The following is a 15251-nucleotide window of genomic DNA, read 5'->3' on the forward strand; positions in this document are numbered from 1 at the left end:
GTTCCGCCCTCGCCCCGCGCTTGAGATAGCGGTAAATGGGCGGATATGGGTCCGAATTGGACTTGGTTGGTCGCGCACGGGTCAGCGTGGGAACGCGGCCCGCGCCCGTTGATAGGCCGGCCGTTCCGCCAGCCGCGCGCGCCACGCCTCGAGCGGTGCGGGGATCTCGCGGCCCAGCGCCGCCCGCCACATGCCGAGCGCCGGCGCCACCGCGATATCGGCGAGCGTGATGTCGTCGCCGACCAGGAACGCCCGGTCGCCGAGCACCGCGGCGACATAGGCAAGACCGCTCGCCACACTCCCCTCTCCCAGACGCACCGACCAGTTGGTCTTGTCCGCCTCGGGCGCCCCGAACTTCGCCGCCATCAGCGCGTTCATCGTGCCGCCGATCGCGCTTTCGGCGAAGACGGTGAACTGAAGCACCCGCGCCAGCGCCGCGGGAGCGCGCGGCAGCAGCGGCGTCGGGCCGTAGCACTCGGCGAGATAGAGCATGATCGCGACGGATTCGCCCAGGCCGACGCCGCCCTCGTCCTCGAGGAACGGCACTGACCCCGGCGGATATTTCGCGCGATAGTCGGGCGGCGTCGGATAGGTCAGCGAGACCGGCGTATAGGCCAGCCCCATTTCCTCGCATTGCCACGCGACGCGAAGCCCACGCGCGCCGCCGGCGAAATTGTAGATGGTGATCATGGTGGTACTCCTTGGTGCTGTCGGTCTACCAACATCTCTCTTCCGTTCGTGCTGAGCTTGTCGAAGCACTGTTCTTTCTCTCGACGAAGGGGGAAGAACAGTCGTTGAGCTTCGCTCGCCGTCGGCCCGACAAGCTCAGGACGAACGGGAGGGTTATGCCCCCTTCGCCACCTTCCCATCCGCCTTCGCGAACGCCCTGAGCGCATCCTTTCCGTTCCACCGCGCCGCCCGGTCCTGCGAGGCGGCCAGCCGCGCCGCCGTCTCCCGCGCCTCGGCCTGCAATGCCGCGCTCGCCTTCAGGCCGATCGCCCGCAGCGCCCAGTTGACACCCTTCTTCACGAAATTGCGATCGTCGGTCGCGTACGCCTCGATCAGCGCCAGCCCGCGCCGATAGTCGGCATCCCCGCCCCGACGGTGGATCGCGCAGCACGCCAGCAGCGCGAACGCGGCGCGGCGCCCGAATTCGTCGTTCAGCCCGGCCCAGTCGTCGATCTTCGCAAAGGCCCAGGGCACCCGGTCGAACAGCCTGGCGCAGACCGTGTCGACGATCCCCCAATTGTCGAAATCCATGCGCCAGGCATCCATCTGCGCCGGCGTCACCTGGCCGGGGTCGTCGACCATGCAGGCGACCATCCGCGCTTCGTACCACCCTGTTTCCCACAGAGCGGCGGCCAGCGCGTGATCGGGATGGAGCGGTTTCGCGATTGCCTGGAGTGCCGCCATCGGCACCCCCATCGCCTTGTCGGTGTGGATGCCGAAACGGGGGCCCATCTCGTCCCGGACCCGCGCCGACGCCGCGCCTTGCAGCGCCCGCAACACCGCGGCAACCCGATCCGACATGGCCCCCGCCGTCATGGTCAGCCGACCTTTTCGTCCGCGATCTCCTGGATGCGATCGTAGCTCATCGCCATGCCGTCGGCCATGCCGGAGCGCAGCGCTGCGTCCCTGATCTCGCTGGTCGGGAAGACCATGGTCAGGGTCAGCAAGGTGCCCCCGCCTTCCTCGCTCAGCACCATGGTGTTGACCGAGGCGCCGTCGAATCCCTGCATACGCTCCGTGGTGACGAGCCGCCCGGGCGCGGCGATCTCGATATGCTCGCCCTGCGAGACGAGCTCGCGCCCGTCCGCGTTACGCCAGACATAGCGATATCCGCCGCCCACGCTCAGATCGATCTCGCACACCGGCATGGTCCAGCCGGGCGGGCCGAGCATCCAGCGCTGCATCAGCTCGGGCCTGGTATGGCAATCCCAGATCAGGCTGCGCGGCGCATCGAAGCGGCGCTTGACCACGATCTCGCGGTCGGACGGGGTCGTCACGTCAACGGGGGTCGGCATCACGTCACTCCTTGGGCTTATCGGTGGTTTTCAGCTCGGCGAGCAGGGCGTCGAGCCGCTCGTAATTGCCCTCCCAGATCGAGCGGTAGCGCTCGATCCAGGCATTGGCTTCCTTCAGCGGCCCCGCCTCGATCCGGCACGGCCGGCGCTGCGCGTCGCGCCCGCGCCGGATCAGCCCGGCATGTTCGAGCACTTTCAGATGCTTCGAGATGGCCGGCTGGCTCATCGCGAACGGATGAGCGAGCTCGCCCACCGTCGCCTCCCCCGTCGCCAGCCGCGCGAGGATCGCGCGGCGGGTCGGATCGGCCAGGGCGGCAAAGGTAGCGTCGAGATGCTGCGGCGTCATTTGTTTTATAACCTGTCAGTTCAATAACCGATTAGTTATATACATCGCCACAGGTAGTCAAGTGGCTGTCGGTTACGCGTGTTTCACCGCGGGCCGCTACTTGCTAAAGCGCCCTTCTCGACTCCTGAGGAGATCATCGTGCAGATCGCGGTCCTGACGTTCGACGGATTCAACGAGCTCGACTCGTTCGTCGCGGCCGCCATCCTCAATCGGCTGCGCGCGAAGGGCTGGGCGGCGCACATCACCTGCCCGACCGAGGAAGTGATCTCGATGAACGGCGTGACCGTCCGCCGCCAAAGGCCGCTCGACTTCGCCGCCGAGGCCGATGCGGTACTGATCGGCAGCGGCATCAGGACGCGCGAGATCGCCGCCGATCCGGAGATGCTGTCGCGCATCGCGCTCGACCCGGCACGCCAGCTGATCGGGGCGCAATGCTCCGGCACCTTGCTGCTGGCGAAGCTCGGCCTGGTCGGCACCCTGCCCGCCTGCACCGATCTCACCACCAGGCCCTGGGTGATCGAGGCCGGTGTCGAGGTGCTCGACGCGCCGTTCGTGGCTCACGGCAATGTCGCGACGGCGGGCGGATGCCTCGCCGCGCAATATCTCGCGACCTGGATGATCGCGCGCGGCGCCGGCATGGCCGATGCCGAAGCGGCGATGCATTATGTCGCGCCGGTCGGGCAGAAGGACGAGTATGTCAGGCGGGCACTGGCGGTGGTCGGCCCGTTCCTGCCCGGAGCCACGCAAATCGCGGCGTGACGCCGGTTCGGGGCGTGCGGAAGGTTGCGCGACGGCCTGATGAGCGCCCGCGACATGCTCACGCCGCAATTGAAGGCGAGCTTTCCCCATGGTCAGCGGGAGGGTGGCACCTTGAGATCATTCATCGCGGCAGCATCGGCGCTGCTCCTGGTCGGCGCCTCCGCCCCGGCGACGGAACGCGTCGTCCCCGGCGACGGCGCGGGGAACGTGACGATCAACGGCGCGCCCGGAAAGCTCAGGATCGATCCCGCGGCACCGGGCCTGTTGCTGATGACGGCCGATTATGCGGCGCGCGCCGACCTGAAGGGTGGCGGCGTGCTCGGTTTCGGGGTCGCCTATGTCATCGGCACGGAACGCGTCATCGGACGCACGCAAGTGACGCGGATCGATTGGGGGCAACGCACCGAAAAGAACCGTGTCGGATGGACGCCGCGACCCTTTGCCGAAGGCGCCGATGCGGCGATCGGCCCGGCCGGCGTGCCCGAGGAGATCGTGCGCTTCGACCTTCGGCCGCCCCGGCCGGGCGAACGGATGGTCACGCTCCCCATGACCGGCAATGGCCTGTTCGGCGGGTGGTTCGTCAGCACGGCGACGATCGCGGTCGGCGGTCAGCCGCTCAGGGTCGGCTTCGACCCGCGCAAGCCGCGCAGCATCGCCAATGCCGGCGCGGGCAAGCGCCTCGCCGCCCTGTTCGGCGGCACCTTGTCGGGCGAGGCCACCCCCGCGATCATCGCGTTCGGCATCGCCCGCCCGGTCCGCACGCTGACGCTCGACCGCCCCTTCCCGATCGGCCATCTCCAGCTGAGCACGCTCGCTATGCGCGTCGCGGACGGCGGGAGCACCAAGGACATCCCCGAGGCCGATGCCCCGAAGAGCGATCCCGATGAAGTGGTGGTGGTCGCCAAGGGCAAGCACGACCCGAAACGCGACCGGCTCATGTTGGGCGCTGACGCGCTGTCCGGCTGCTCGTCGATCCTGTTCGACAAGCCCGCGCAACAGATCCGCCTGTCCTGTTCGTGACTCAATCAAAAAGGGGTCAGAGTGATTTTTCGTTAAATCACTCTGACCCCTTTTCCAGGACCATTCAGGCATAGCGGCGCGAGGCGAAGAGCAGCCACAGGCTCTTGCCGATCTTGAACCCCAGCGAGATCATCGTGATGAGCAGCACCCAGGCCGTGATCACGCCGATGCCGGTCGCCGTACCCTGCAGGGTGTGGCCGAGGCCGTGCATGCCGCGCAGTGCCTCGACGCTGACCAGGGTGACGTTTCGACCGACCGGGACGTCGACGCCCGCCCGGCTCAGGATGAACCAGGTGCCGGCATTGAGGATCGTCCAGGCCAGCGCAATGCCGACCAACGCGACCGGAATCTGCAGCGCGGCGCGCAGCCGGACCGCGGCGGGCTGCAAGACGCCGACCGCGTCGACCGCCACCTGCACCAGCACATAGACGAGGATCGGCAGATAAAGCTCGGCCCAGATCGGCGCGCCCGCGACCGTCACCGTGCCGCCGTCGAGATCGTAGCGCGCGAGACCCGGGATGTGCAGCAGGCCGGCCCACCAGGCAGCGAGCACCAACCCACCGATCAGCGAGAAAAACTCATCCGATCCCGGCCAGCCGCGCAGCTTCTTCACCCGCGGTCCCGGCGCTGGGCGCTCTTCGGGTGCCCGCATTCCTGCACTGCCACGGGGAGAATCCGCCGGCTCGTCCCGATCGGCCTTCTTCGCCGATGCATCGATGCCGAGATGCTTCGCCCAGCGCGCCGGATCGCCGAACTTCAATATCTCCAAGTCCCTGACCCGCCACGTGTCGAGATAGGGCGGCCGCAATCCGAAATGCTCGCAGATTGCGCCCGCCAGCGTCACCAGGCCGATCACGGTCAGCCCGGCGCCGAACAGGCCATGCAAGGACTGCGCGACGGCCTGCCCCGCATCGAGCGGGCTGCCGATCAACTTCAGCATCATGGTCAGCGCATAGACCGCCGCCATGATCAGCAGCCCCGCCTTCACCGCGAACAGCCAGTAGGGAAAGAGCTCGGGCCCGATCAGCATCTGCGGCCCCTTGCGATAGCGTGCCGCCACGACGAGCGGATGGCCCATCGCGCGCAGCACCTCCTCGCGCTCCTCGTCGGTCAGCGGGCGGCCAAGCGCTTCCTCGCGCTCTTCGAACTGGGAGAGCAGGGTGTCGCGCAGTTCGGCCACGATGTCGTCGGCGGCGTCGCGCGGCAGCTGCGCCGCGACCGCGTCGAGATAGGTTTCGAGCATGTCCATGTCAGGGCCTTTCGCCGGAGAGGGGAAGGATCTTGTCGAGCGAGGCGTTGATGCCGCGCCATTCGGTGGTGAGCGCGGCAAGCATCGCGACGCCCATCGGCGACAGGCGATAGAAGCGCTTCCTGCGCTTCTCCTCCTCGCGCCATTCGCTGTGGAGCAGCCCCTGCGTCTCCAGCCGGCGAAGCAGCGGATAGAGGGTGCTTTCCTCCATCTCGAGCCCGTCGGCAGCCAGCGCCTGGCGCAGCGTATAGCCGTACCGCTCCTCGGTAAGCCGGGCGAGCACCGCCAGCACCAGCGATCCGCGGCGGAGTTCCATCCGCATGGATTCGAACAGATCGGGGTCGATGGTCATCTACATGCTGCCTGACATACACTGTGTGATATACAGTGTATGTCACATAGCGTGATAATGAGTCAAGCGGAGTCGGCTTTTTTGGGAGGGCGGCAATGAGGGCCGAACGCAAAGGACCATTTCGGCCGATTTTCTGCTGCTCTTGTCGGCAAACATGACAAATTTGTCATGTTTGCGTCACCTGGTGAGGATTGAGACATATGGCGTCGTCTATGCAATTCGTCCCGACGCCATATTTTTGTGTCTTATTCGGCCCTATATGCGCTTGCGGCCCGAATTCGGTTCATCTGGCGTCAATCTTGGCACGACGAGCGGTTAGGCGATCGAGATATTAGGGCTGTAACGGTCCTATTATGGGCCTGTTGCGACGGCCATCACACCGACCGCCCCGCCCAGGCTCAGACAGAACCCGACTTTCGACCCCATCGACAGCCTCGCCTACCGGCGATTTATTGCAAGAGTCCGTGTCGAGGCATGACGATCCGCTCCCCTATGATGCGGTGTCCAGGACACCGAAAGGCCGTCGGGAGTCCGACGCCAGCACACATGTCCCTTTTGTAAGGAAATGTTGCTGAGCCATTCCCCAATGGCGACAGGCTGAGATGAAAAATGAGGCCGTTTTATTTGATTATTACGGCATCTGCTTATGACCGTTTCTGGTCCATGCCATGCCGTTTCATCACGTGACGCGCATAGGCCCGGTTCGGATTAACTAACAGATTTCGTGGCTTTTCAGGCACGTCGTCACCCGAAAAAACTGGCCGGCACTACACATTCTTTACAGCGCCCGCTGGCCGGTTTCATTGCCGCTCCATCATGTCTCGGGGGGCCGGGATGCATGGTCCCAGAGACTTGAAAACATAAGTCCGCTCGAGGCGGCGCGATCGCGCGCCGGCTGCGGAATCAGTGAGGAGCTTTCTCTGTGATCAATGCCACTCCCTCCCTGCGCAAAGCCAGGTTGCTTGCGGGTGCCGCCACGGCAGCCGCCTTCCTGTCGCTGACCGCGACGCCCGCCTTCGCGCAGGACGCCCCTGCCACCGGCCAGACCGACCAGGCTGCCGATACCGGCGGCGCGGACATCGTCGTCACCGGCACGCTGTTCCGCCGCACCGACACGGAGACGCCTTCGCCCGTCACCGTGCTGACCGCGGACGACATCGCGAAGCGCGGCATCACCACGGTGCAGGCCGCTATCCAGACGCTCGCCGCCAATAACGGCCCGGCGCTGACCAACAGCTTCACCGCGAACGGCGCGTTCGCCGGCGGTGCGTCGTCGGTGTCGCTGCGCGGCCTCACCACCTCGTCCACGCTGGTGCTGTTCGACGGCCTGCGCGCCGCTTATTACCCGCTGGCTGACGACGGCACGCGCAACTTCGTCGACCTGAACACCATCCCCGACGAAATCGTCGAGCGCGTCGACGTGCTGAAGGACGGTGCCTCGTCGACCTATGGCGCGGACGCCGTCGCCGGCGTGGTCAACATCATTACCAAGAAAGAGATCAAGGGTCTCCACGCCGCCGCCGAGGCCGGCGTGAGCCAGCGCGGCGACGCCGCCAACCATCGCCTGAGCGCGACCTTCGGTTATGGCGACCTGAGTGAGCAGGGCTATAACGTCTATGTCAGCGGCCATTATCTGGACCAGTCTGCGCTGTACAATCGCGACCGCGACTATCCGTTCAACACCGACGACCAGACCCGCCTCTGCCATGCCGGCGTCTGCGGCCCGAACAACATCGCGAACGGCGTCACCAACGGCATCTATAACGGCCTGTCGACCGCGCCCGACGCGTTCATCGTCCGCCCCTATGATGCGACCAACACCACCGCGCTCGGCCGCTATCAGCTGCTCAACGGCTGCGGCAACCTGACGTCCTACACGCTGACGGACACCGAGTACGCCAACAACCCGACCGCGCCGCGCACCGTCTGCCAGCAGGACGTCACGCATGATTACGGCCAGATCGAGCCGGAGATGCACCGCTATGGCGGCTCCGCCCATCTGACCGCGAACGTGCTGGGCGGCAGCGAGCTGACCGCTGAGTTCAATTACGAGCACAGCTATTCGGCCTATACCGGCCTCGCCAGCATCTTCCGGGCGAACGCTCCGGCGGGCATCGACTTCCCGGCCTACAGCACCTCGGCCGGCGCGACTGTCATCACCCTGCCGGTCTATATCTGCGCGCGCGGCACCACCGCCGCCTGCACCGCCGCCAACGGCACCCTGAACCCGAACAACCCGTTCGCGGCACAGGGTCAGGTGGCACGCATCGCCGGCCGCCTGCCGACCAGCATCGAGTTCAATTCGTCGCAGAGCGACGTGTTCCGCGGGGCGCTTGGCCTGCACGGCACGTTCGGTGGCGACTGGAACTATGCGATCGACGGTACCGCGATGATCAGCAAGCTGAAGACGACGGCCAAGGGCTATGTCTATATCCAGCATCTGCTCGATGAAGTGGCCGATGGCTCGTACAACTTCGTGCATCCGGAACAGACCAGCCAGGCGGCGCTCGACTATCTGACGCCGACCCAGATCAACCACCAGAACTCGCATCTCTACCAGATCCAGGGCACCGTCTCGAGGGACTTCTTCCAGCTGCCCGGCGGTCCGCTGCAGGTTGCCGTCGGTGGCGCCTTCCGTCACGAATCGCTGTACGATCCCAGCGGCAACCCGGACTATGCCGGCCCGACCGAGCGCTATTTCCGCCTGAACGCCTTTGGCGCGACCGGCAAGCGCGAGGTCGAATCGGGCTATTTCGAAATCAACGCGCCGGTGCTCGACATTCTCGAGATCAACGGTTCGGGCCGGTACGACCATTACAGCAGCGGCCAGAGCAACTTCTCGCCGAAGATCGGCGCCAAGTTCACGCCGATCAAGCAGCTCGCGATCCGCGGCACCTTCTCGAAGGGCTTCCGTATCCCGAGCTTCGCCGAATCCGGCGCGCTGCCGACCTCGGGCTATGTCACCGTCACGCCGGGCAACCTGCCGACCAGCTTCAGCAGCCAGCATCTGACGCCGACCGGCCAGTTCAACAACTACCTCACCACCTACAGCATCGGCGAGACCACGGTCGGCAACCCGAATCTGAAGGCGGAGAAGTCGCGCAACTTCACCGTCGGCGCGGTGTTCGAGCCGGTCCACAACATCAGCTTCACGGTCGATTATTACAACATCCAGAAGACCAACGCGATCACCGCGGTGAACTTCCAGTCGGCGATCGACAACTACTACGCGACCGGCGAGCTGAGCTATAACGGCGTGACGATCATCCAGGATGAGGCCGACGTCGATCATCCGAACGCGCAGAAGCGTGTTGCCTTTGCGCAGGGCAGCTTCATCAACGCCAACAAGATCCACACCTCGGGCCTCGATTTCGGCGCGCGCGGCGTGTTCAACCTTGGCTCCAACGTGAAGTTCACCACGGATGCCGAGGCGACCTATATCATCGACCTCAACACCAGCTTCCCGGACGGCCATACCGAGCATTATGCGGGCACGCTGGGCAACTTCAACCTGACTGCCGGCTCGGGCACGCAGCGCTGGCGCGGCAACTGGCAGAACACGCTGGACGTCGGACCCTGGTCGCTGACCGCAACCGCCTATTACACCAGCGGTTACGATTATTCGGCCGAGGATCAGGGCGGCACCGCCGGCGATTGCAGCCTCGTCCCGACCAACCTGGACGGCGAAGCCTATCAGGCGTGCAACGTGAAGTCGTTCGTCTCGGTCGACCTGCACGGGCAGGTCAAGGTCGCCGATCGCTTCACGCTCTATGCGGACGTGATGAACGTTGCCGACCGCAAGGCATCGATCGATGCGACGACTTATGGCGCGTATCTGTACAACCCGGTGGTGTCGGAAGCCGGCATCCTGGGCCGTTCGTTCCGCGTCGGCGCGAAGGTCGACTTCTAAGCAATTCCGGGGACGGGCGGTGCCGCGCTGGCGCCGCCCCAACCGGTCCGGATCACGATCGCTTCGGCCGTTCCTCTAGACTGGCCAGCCGAAGCGGCCGCGATGCGCAGGAGGGCAACCTCACCCTGCGTTGACGTTCAGCCGATTCCCTCGATGGATGTCAGCGCAGGATTGCGTAAAACTGAGTGCCCGGGCCTCGCGGTCCGGGCATTTTTTGCGCGTCTGATCGAAACGATGCCGGCGCGATGACGGCTTCGGTACTTTACGTAGTGCAACGGTCCCCGGGCGCTGCGATAACGCGCAGATGTCTCGGTTGCCGCTCCATCCCGAACGCCACACCGTCTCGCGCGTCGGTTGGCTGCGCGCGGCCGTGCTTGGCGCCAATGACGGTATCGTCTCTACCGGCAGCCTGATCGTCGGCATTGCCGCTTCCTCTGCGGCCAGGCCGGAGATTCTGCTGGCCGGCATCGCGTCTCTCGTCGCCGGCGCGATGTCGATGGCGGCAGGCGAATATGTCTCGGTCAGCTCCCAGGCCGATAGCGAAAAGGCCGACCTTACCCGCGAAAGCGGGGAACTTCGCGATCAGCCCGGCTTCGAGCGCGAGGAACTGGCCGGCATCTATGTCGCGCGGGGTCTTACCCCGGCGCTCGCCGGGCAGGTCGCGGACCAGCTGATGGCAAGGGACGCGCTCGGCGCCCATGCCCGTGACGAACTCGGCATTTCGGAGGTTTCGACGGCGCGGCCATTACAGGCGGCGTTCACCTCCGCCGCGACGTTCAGCGTCGGGGCCGCCGCGCCACTGTTGGCGGTGACGGTCGCGCCGGCCGGCTCGATCATCGCGCTCGTCACCGGCGTGTCGCTGCTGTGCCTGGCCCTGCTCGGCGCGCTGGGGGCCAGGGCGGGCGGTGCGCCAGTGATGCGGTCGGTGCTGCGAGTCTTTTTCTGGGGCGCCCTCGCCATGGCGTTGACCGCCGGCATCGGCAAGCTCGTCGGCACCGCAGTCTAGCCAATCGCCGCGCTGGTCGAACGGCCGCGATAAGCGCGCGTATCGGCGCGGCAATACCGCGCCGGGATGTCGCATCGGCGGGCGGCTGAACGCCGCGCGCGCCCCTCACATCTCCGGCGGCGGGGGCGAAACGACACCTCCGCGCGGCACATCGGCGCCCGCCGCCCACACGATGCCGTTCAGCAGGAACCGCCGATAGTCCGCGAACCCGTGCATATTGTCGTGGAAGTCGGACCCGCCCCACACGAACGCGCGCCCGCCGTCCGGCCGCTCATAGGCCCAGGAGATCGGGTCCGGCCCGCCATTTTTGGGGTCCTTGGGCATGCCCGACAGCAGTTCGGTCCGCTTCGGATTGGTGAACAGGAAATAGCGCGAATACATCTCGTCGCGGAACGTCCAGGGCTTCACCCCGCTCAGGACCGGGTGTTTCGGCGCCAGCGGCTTCACCGCCCAGGTGTCGACCGGATTGTGCGAGGCATAGGGAATCCACGTCCCGCCCAGCCAGTCGAGCACATAGGCCCGCCCCGCCCAGTTATCGATCCACATGGTGTAGTGGAACATGACGACGCCGATATGCTTGCGCTTGATCAGTTCGTCGAAGCTCTTCAGCCAGGCAGTCGCCTCGGCGTCATAGACGCGGCCATTGGTGTCCTGCGCCTGCGGAAAGAGCATGCCCGTCTCGCGCTTGAGCCAGTCGCCATTGCCGTCGATCACGATGACGGCGGCATCTTCGTAGACGCTCAGGTCGCGCGGCGGCCGGCCGACGATCACTTCGGTCTTCAGACCCTTCAGATTGCCCGCATGATCGATCGACCAGGCGAGCTCGCGCAGGTCCTTCTCATATTCGTGCCGGCCGGGCGGGCCATGTTCCTTGGGGCCGGCGAGGAACAGGATCTTCTTGGGCGGCGCTGCCTCCGCCTGGGCCGGCGCGGCGGGCGCCGCGTCCCCGCTCGCGGCCAGCAAAACCAGCGCTACGAACCCCGCCGCGCTACCGATCGAACGACCGACACGGATCACCACCGACTTCAGCATGCCCTCTCCCCCGATGCGCCAGCCCCGGCTTCGGGATCAGGCAATCAAATATACTATATGATTCGTGCAGCAACCTAGCTGGGTCGGTGGCACAATGAAACAGGGCTTTCTGCGACTGGCTTGCGGATTGAGACGGTTCCTCGCCGCTGACGGCAATCGACAGCTCGCATGCGGCACGTTCCCGGAAGCCTCCGGATTCCCGGCATTGCTTGACAGTCACGGCACCGCCGCCCACGCCCATGCCGGGCCTTTCGTCTCCCAGTCGGGAAGAGCGGAGCACCCGAAGGTATTTTCCATGACGGCGCCTGGCCCCACACCGATCGTCCTGATTGTCGAGGACGAGATGGTCCTGCGCATGCGTGCGGTCGATATCGTCGAGGACGCCGGCTTCACCCCGATCGAGACCGTAAGCGCCGACGAAGCGATGCAGGTCCTCGAATCGCGCGACGATATCTCGCTGCTGTTCACCGACATTCAGATGCCGGGGAGCATGGACGGCCTGAAGCTCGCTCATGCGGTCCATTCGCGCTGGCCGCACATCAAGATCGTGCTGGTCTCCGGGCAGATCGCGGTGACGGATGCCGACAAGCCGGTCGACAGCCGGTTCTTCCCCAAGCCGCTCGAAATCCAGCAGATGATTCTCGAGCTCCAGAAAATGGTCGGCGCGGGTGTGCTGAAAGTCATGCCCGCCCTGATCGCCGCGGACGACCCCCTGACCGCGGAGAACAAGGAGCTTCGCCATCGCCTTCAGCAGGCAGGCATGGATGCCAAGGCCCTGCTCCTGAAGACCGTGCTCGATACCGAGAAGCAGCAACTGATCATCGACGAGAATCAGCCACTCAAGGATGCGCTCACCACCGAGAACGACAGCCTCAGGTTGGCGCTGGAGCAGGCCGGGATCGACGCCAGCGCCCTGCTCGTCCAGGCCGGCATCGAGGCCGAGGAACGCGAGGCGGCCGACAAGCTGCAGCACCTGATCCACGCGGAACTGCACCACCGGATCAAGAACATGCTCGCGACGGTGGGCGCGATCACCCATCAGAGCCTGCGCACCGCGCCCAGCATGGCGCATGCGAGCGCCGCGATCGACGGGCGTTTCGCGGCGCTCGCCCGCGTGCACGATCTGCTTACCCGGGTAAGCTGGGAAAACGCGACGATCGACAGCACCATCCGCAGCGCGATCGAGCCGTTCGACCAGGGCAGCGGCCGATTCCGCATCTCCGGCGAGGATATCCGCATCACGTCGAGTTCCGTGATCGCCTTTGCGATGACGCTGAACGAGCTTTGCACCAACACGACCAAGTTCGGCGCCCTGTCCGTTCCCGAAGGTCAGGTCCATCTCGCCTGGCGGGTCGATGGCGATCGCCTTCAATTCGAATGGGTGGAGACCGGCGGGCCGCTCGTCAGCGAGCCGACCCGCAAGAGTTTCGGCACGCGGATGATGACGTCGCTGGGCCAGCAGCTAAAGGGCCAGGTCGCGCTCGACTACAGGCCCAGCGGCTTCGTCTACACGATGGACGTGCCCCTCGACGCCGTGACCGTAAGCCGCAAAGCCGCGGAGCCGGAAGCGATGGCTGCGGCCTAGCCTCCCGCCAAAGAGACGCTGTTGCCCCCAGCCGCGGTTGCGTCGATCTGAATCATCGCATCGATGTCCGATCGGGCGAGCGCGCCCACCTATCCGGCGACATAGGCAGCAAGCTCGTCGGGCGTTCCGGTCGGGAATGCCTCTTTCAGGAAATCGAGAAAGGCGGCTACGCGTGCGCTGAGGAGCCGCCGCGACGGGTAGAGCGCCCATAGCCTGATCTCGGGCCCGCTCACGTCTCCCCATCTGGTCAGCGTGCCGGCCGCCAGATCATGGCTGACCAGCGAGATCGGCAGCCGGGCTGCGCCGACGCCGGCCCGCACCGCATCGCGGACCATGATGAGCGACGACAGGCTGAGCACCGTCGCGACGCTGATGGTCTCGGGTCCGCTCGCGGTCTCGATCTCCCAGATCGCCGCCGAATCGACCGATCCGCGCGCGACCGCCGGGACGGCTGACCCGTCAGCCGGTCGCACGAGGGTCGGGCTCGCGACCGCAACGAGCCGATCGCTCAGAAAGGCGCGGCCGACCAGCGTCTCGTCCGGGTCGGGATTGACCCGGATCACCAGGTCATAGCCCTCCTCGACCATGTCCACGGCGCGGTCCTCGGTCGTGATCTCGAGCCGGACATCGGGATATCGCAGCGCGAAACCCGCGGCCAGGCGCCCCATCGCGGTTTGCGAGAACAGCAAGGGCGCGCTGATCCGCAGCCGGCCCCGCGGCGTCTCCCCACCCGAGGCGATCGCCGCCACCGTCTCGTCGAGCTCGGTCAGCAGCGCGCCCGAGCGCTCGAACAGCGCGCGTCCCTCCTCGGTAAGCCGGAGGTCGCGCGACCCACGCTCGAACAGGCGCAGGTCGAGGCTCGCCTCGAGATCGGCGACCCGGCGCGACAGCGTCGCCTTGGGGCGCCCGGTCGCACGTGCCGCGCGGCCGAAGCCGCCATGCCGGGCAACGAGGTTGAAATCGGTGAGGGCGAGAAGGTCCATCCGTTCCACCAATGAGACGATGCGTCCAAATATAGCGTCTATTGGAAGAAATACGGAACACTATTTGAAAGGTGCCTCTTCGGCAAAATCACAGGAGACCACCCATGACCATTCTCGTTACCGGCGCTACCGGCGCCATCGGCGGCCAGGTCGTCGACCAGCTCGTCAGGCGCGGCGCCGACGTCCGCGCGCTCGTCCGCGATCCCGGCAAGGCCAACCTCCCGGCGGGCGTCGCCATCGCTAGGGGCGACCTGTTCGACGTCGTTGCCGTGCGCGACGCGCTTTCGGGCGTGTCCACCTTGTTCCTGCTCAACGCAGTCGCGGCCGACGAATTCACCCAGGCGCTGGTCGCGCTCAACCTAGCGCGCGAGGCGGGCATCGAGCGGATCGTCTATCTCTCGGTGATCCACAGCGACCTGTATGTGAACGTGCCGCACTTCGCGGTGAAGTTCGCCGCCGAGCGCATGATCGAGCAGATGGGCCTCAACGCCACCATCCTGCGCCCCGCCTATTTCATGCAGAACGACCTCACCATCAAGGATGTGGTGACGGGGCACGGCGTGTACCCGATGCCGATCGGCGGCAAGGGCCTCGCCATGATCGACACGCGCGACATCGGCGAGATCGCGGCGCTCGAGCTGCTCCGCCGCGAGCGCGCCGCCGCGCCGCTGCCGCTCGAACGGTTCAACCTCGTCGGCCCCGACACGCTGACCGGCACGGACGTCGCGGCGATCTGGTCTGACGTGCTGGGCCGCCCGGTCGTCTATCCGGGCGACGACACCGCCGGGTTCGAGCAGAACCTCCGGCACCATCTGCCGAGCTGGACCGCATTCGACATGCGACTGATGGCCGAGCGCTTCCAGTCCGACGGCATGATCCCCGATGCCGGCGACGTCGAGCGCCTCACCGCGATGCTCGGCCGCCCGCTGCGCACGTACCGGGACTTCGCCGCCGAGAGCGCGGCTTGAAACCCCCGCCAGAAGGA

14 protein-coding genes are annotated in these 15251 nt (G+C 66.0%); 6 read left to right on the forward strand and 8 right to left on the reverse strand.

Features of this window, described 5'->3' with window-relative positions; all coding sequences use genetic code 11:
• Positions 1 to 81: 81 nt before the first annotated feature.
• The 4 genes from ACZ1I5_RS17220 to ACZ1I5_RS17235 all read right to left on the reverse strand — a co-directional run bounded on the left by ACZ1I5_RS17220 (position 82) and on the right by ACZ1I5_RS17235 (position 2370).
• Positions 82 to 690 carry a glutathione S-transferase family protein gene (locus tag ACZ1I5_RS17220; RefSeq protein ID WP_465170463.1) on the reverse strand — a complete coding sequence of 203 codons (609 nt, stop codon included), beginning with the start codon at positions 688 to 690 and terminating at the stop codon, positions 82 to 84.
• A gap of 153 nt (positions 691 to 843) precedes the next feature.
• Complete coding sequence (locus ACZ1I5_RS17225) at positions 844 to 1530, reverse strand: DNA alkylation repair protein (RefSeq protein ID WP_465170464.1); 687 nt, start codon at positions 1528 to 1530, stop codon at positions 844 to 846.
• A gap of 17 nt (positions 1531 to 1547) precedes the next feature.
• Positions 1548 to 2024 carry an SRPBCC family protein gene (locus ACZ1I5_RS17230; protein ID WP_465170465.1) on the reverse strand — a complete coding sequence of 159 codons (477 nt, stop codon included), beginning with the start codon at positions 2022 to 2024 and terminating at the stop codon, positions 1548 to 1550.
• 4 nt (positions 2025 to 2028) lie between these two features.
• Positions 2029 to 2370, reverse strand: a complete 342-nt coding sequence (locus tag ACZ1I5_RS17235) for an ArsR/SmtB family transcription factor (protein WP_465170466.1) — start codon at positions 2368 to 2370, stop codon at positions 2029 to 2031.
• Between the two features lie 138 nt (positions 2371 to 2508).
• Between ACZ1I5_RS17235 and ACZ1I5_RS17240 the strand changes: the two genes are divergently transcribed.
• Positions 2509 to 3129, forward strand: coding sequence for a DJ-1/PfpI family protein (locus ACZ1I5_RS17240; protein ID WP_465170467.1), 621 nt, complete (start codon positions 2509 to 2511; stop codon positions 3127 to 3129).
• 39 nt (positions 3130 to 3168) lie between these two features.
• Positions 3169 to 4149, forward strand: coding sequence for a hypothetical protein (locus ACZ1I5_RS17245; protein ID WP_465170468.1), 981 nt, complete (start codon positions 3169 to 3171; stop codon positions 4147 to 4149).
• A 64-nt stretch (positions 4150 to 4213) separates the two neighbouring features.
• On the opposite strand, the gene ACZ1I5_RS17250 is transcribed toward ACZ1I5_RS17245, so the two are convergent.
• Both ACZ1I5_RS17250 and ACZ1I5_RS17255 read right to left on the reverse strand, forming a co-directional pair.
• On the reverse strand, positions 4214 to 5398 hold the full coding sequence (locus tag ACZ1I5_RS17250) for an HAAS signaling domain-containing protein (protein WP_465170469.1): 1185 nt from the start codon (positions 5396 to 5398) through the stop codon (positions 4214 to 4216).
• A gap of 1 nt (position 5399) precedes the next feature.
• On the reverse strand, positions 5400 to 5750 hold the full coding sequence (locus tag ACZ1I5_RS17255) for a PadR family transcriptional regulator (protein WP_465170470.1): 351 nt from the start codon (positions 5748 to 5750) through the stop codon (positions 5400 to 5402).
• 922 nt (positions 5751 to 6672) lie between these two features.
• On the opposite strand from ACZ1I5_RS17255, the gene ACZ1I5_RS17260 reads away from it, so the two are divergent.
• Both ACZ1I5_RS17260 and ACZ1I5_RS17265 read left to right on the forward strand, forming a co-directional pair.
• Complete coding sequence (locus ACZ1I5_RS17260) at positions 6673 to 9660, forward strand: TonB-dependent receptor plug domain-containing protein (RefSeq protein WP_465170471.1); 2988 nt, start codon at positions 6673 to 6675, stop codon at positions 9658 to 9660.
• A gap of 304 nt (positions 9661 to 9964) precedes the next feature.
• Complete coding sequence (locus ACZ1I5_RS17265) at positions 9965 to 10666, forward strand: VIT1/CCC1 transporter family protein (RefSeq protein WP_465170472.1); 702 nt, start codon at positions 9965 to 9967, stop codon at positions 10664 to 10666.
• Between the two features lie 105 nt (positions 10667 to 10771).
• On the opposite strand, the gene ACZ1I5_RS17270 is transcribed toward ACZ1I5_RS17265, so the two are convergent.
• Positions 10772 to 11698, reverse strand: coding sequence for a ThuA domain-containing protein (locus tag ACZ1I5_RS17270; protein WP_465170473.1), 927 nt, complete (start codon positions 11696 to 11698; stop codon positions 10772 to 10774).
• A 295-nt stretch (positions 11699 to 11993) separates the two neighbouring features.
• Here ACZ1I5_RS17270 and ACZ1I5_RS17275 point away from each other — a divergent pair, with 295 nt between their 5' ends.
• Positions 11994 to 13283, forward strand: a complete 1290-nt coding sequence (locus ACZ1I5_RS17275) for an HWE histidine kinase domain-containing protein (protein WP_465170474.1) — start codon at positions 11994 to 11996, stop codon at positions 13281 to 13283.
• Positions 13284 to 13372: 89 nt separating this feature from the next.
• Here ACZ1I5_RS17275 and ACZ1I5_RS17280 read toward each other — a convergent pair whose 3' ends face one another.
• Positions 13373 to 14266 (reverse strand): LysR family transcriptional regulator, encoded by an 894-nt coding sequence (locus ACZ1I5_RS17280; protein WP_465170475.1) that lies wholly within the window; start codon positions 14264 to 14266, stop codon positions 13373 to 13375.
• Positions 14267 to 14370: 104 nt separating this feature from the next.
• On the opposite strand from ACZ1I5_RS17280, the gene ACZ1I5_RS17285 reads away from it, so the two are divergent.
• Complete coding sequence (locus tag ACZ1I5_RS17285) at positions 14371 to 15234, forward strand: NmrA/HSCARG family protein (RefSeq protein WP_465170476.1); 864 nt, start codon at positions 14371 to 14373, stop codon at positions 15232 to 15234.
• Positions 15235 to 15251 lie beyond the last annotated feature (17 nt).

The organism is Sphingomonas sp. BL-S-30 (assembly GCF_055521475.1).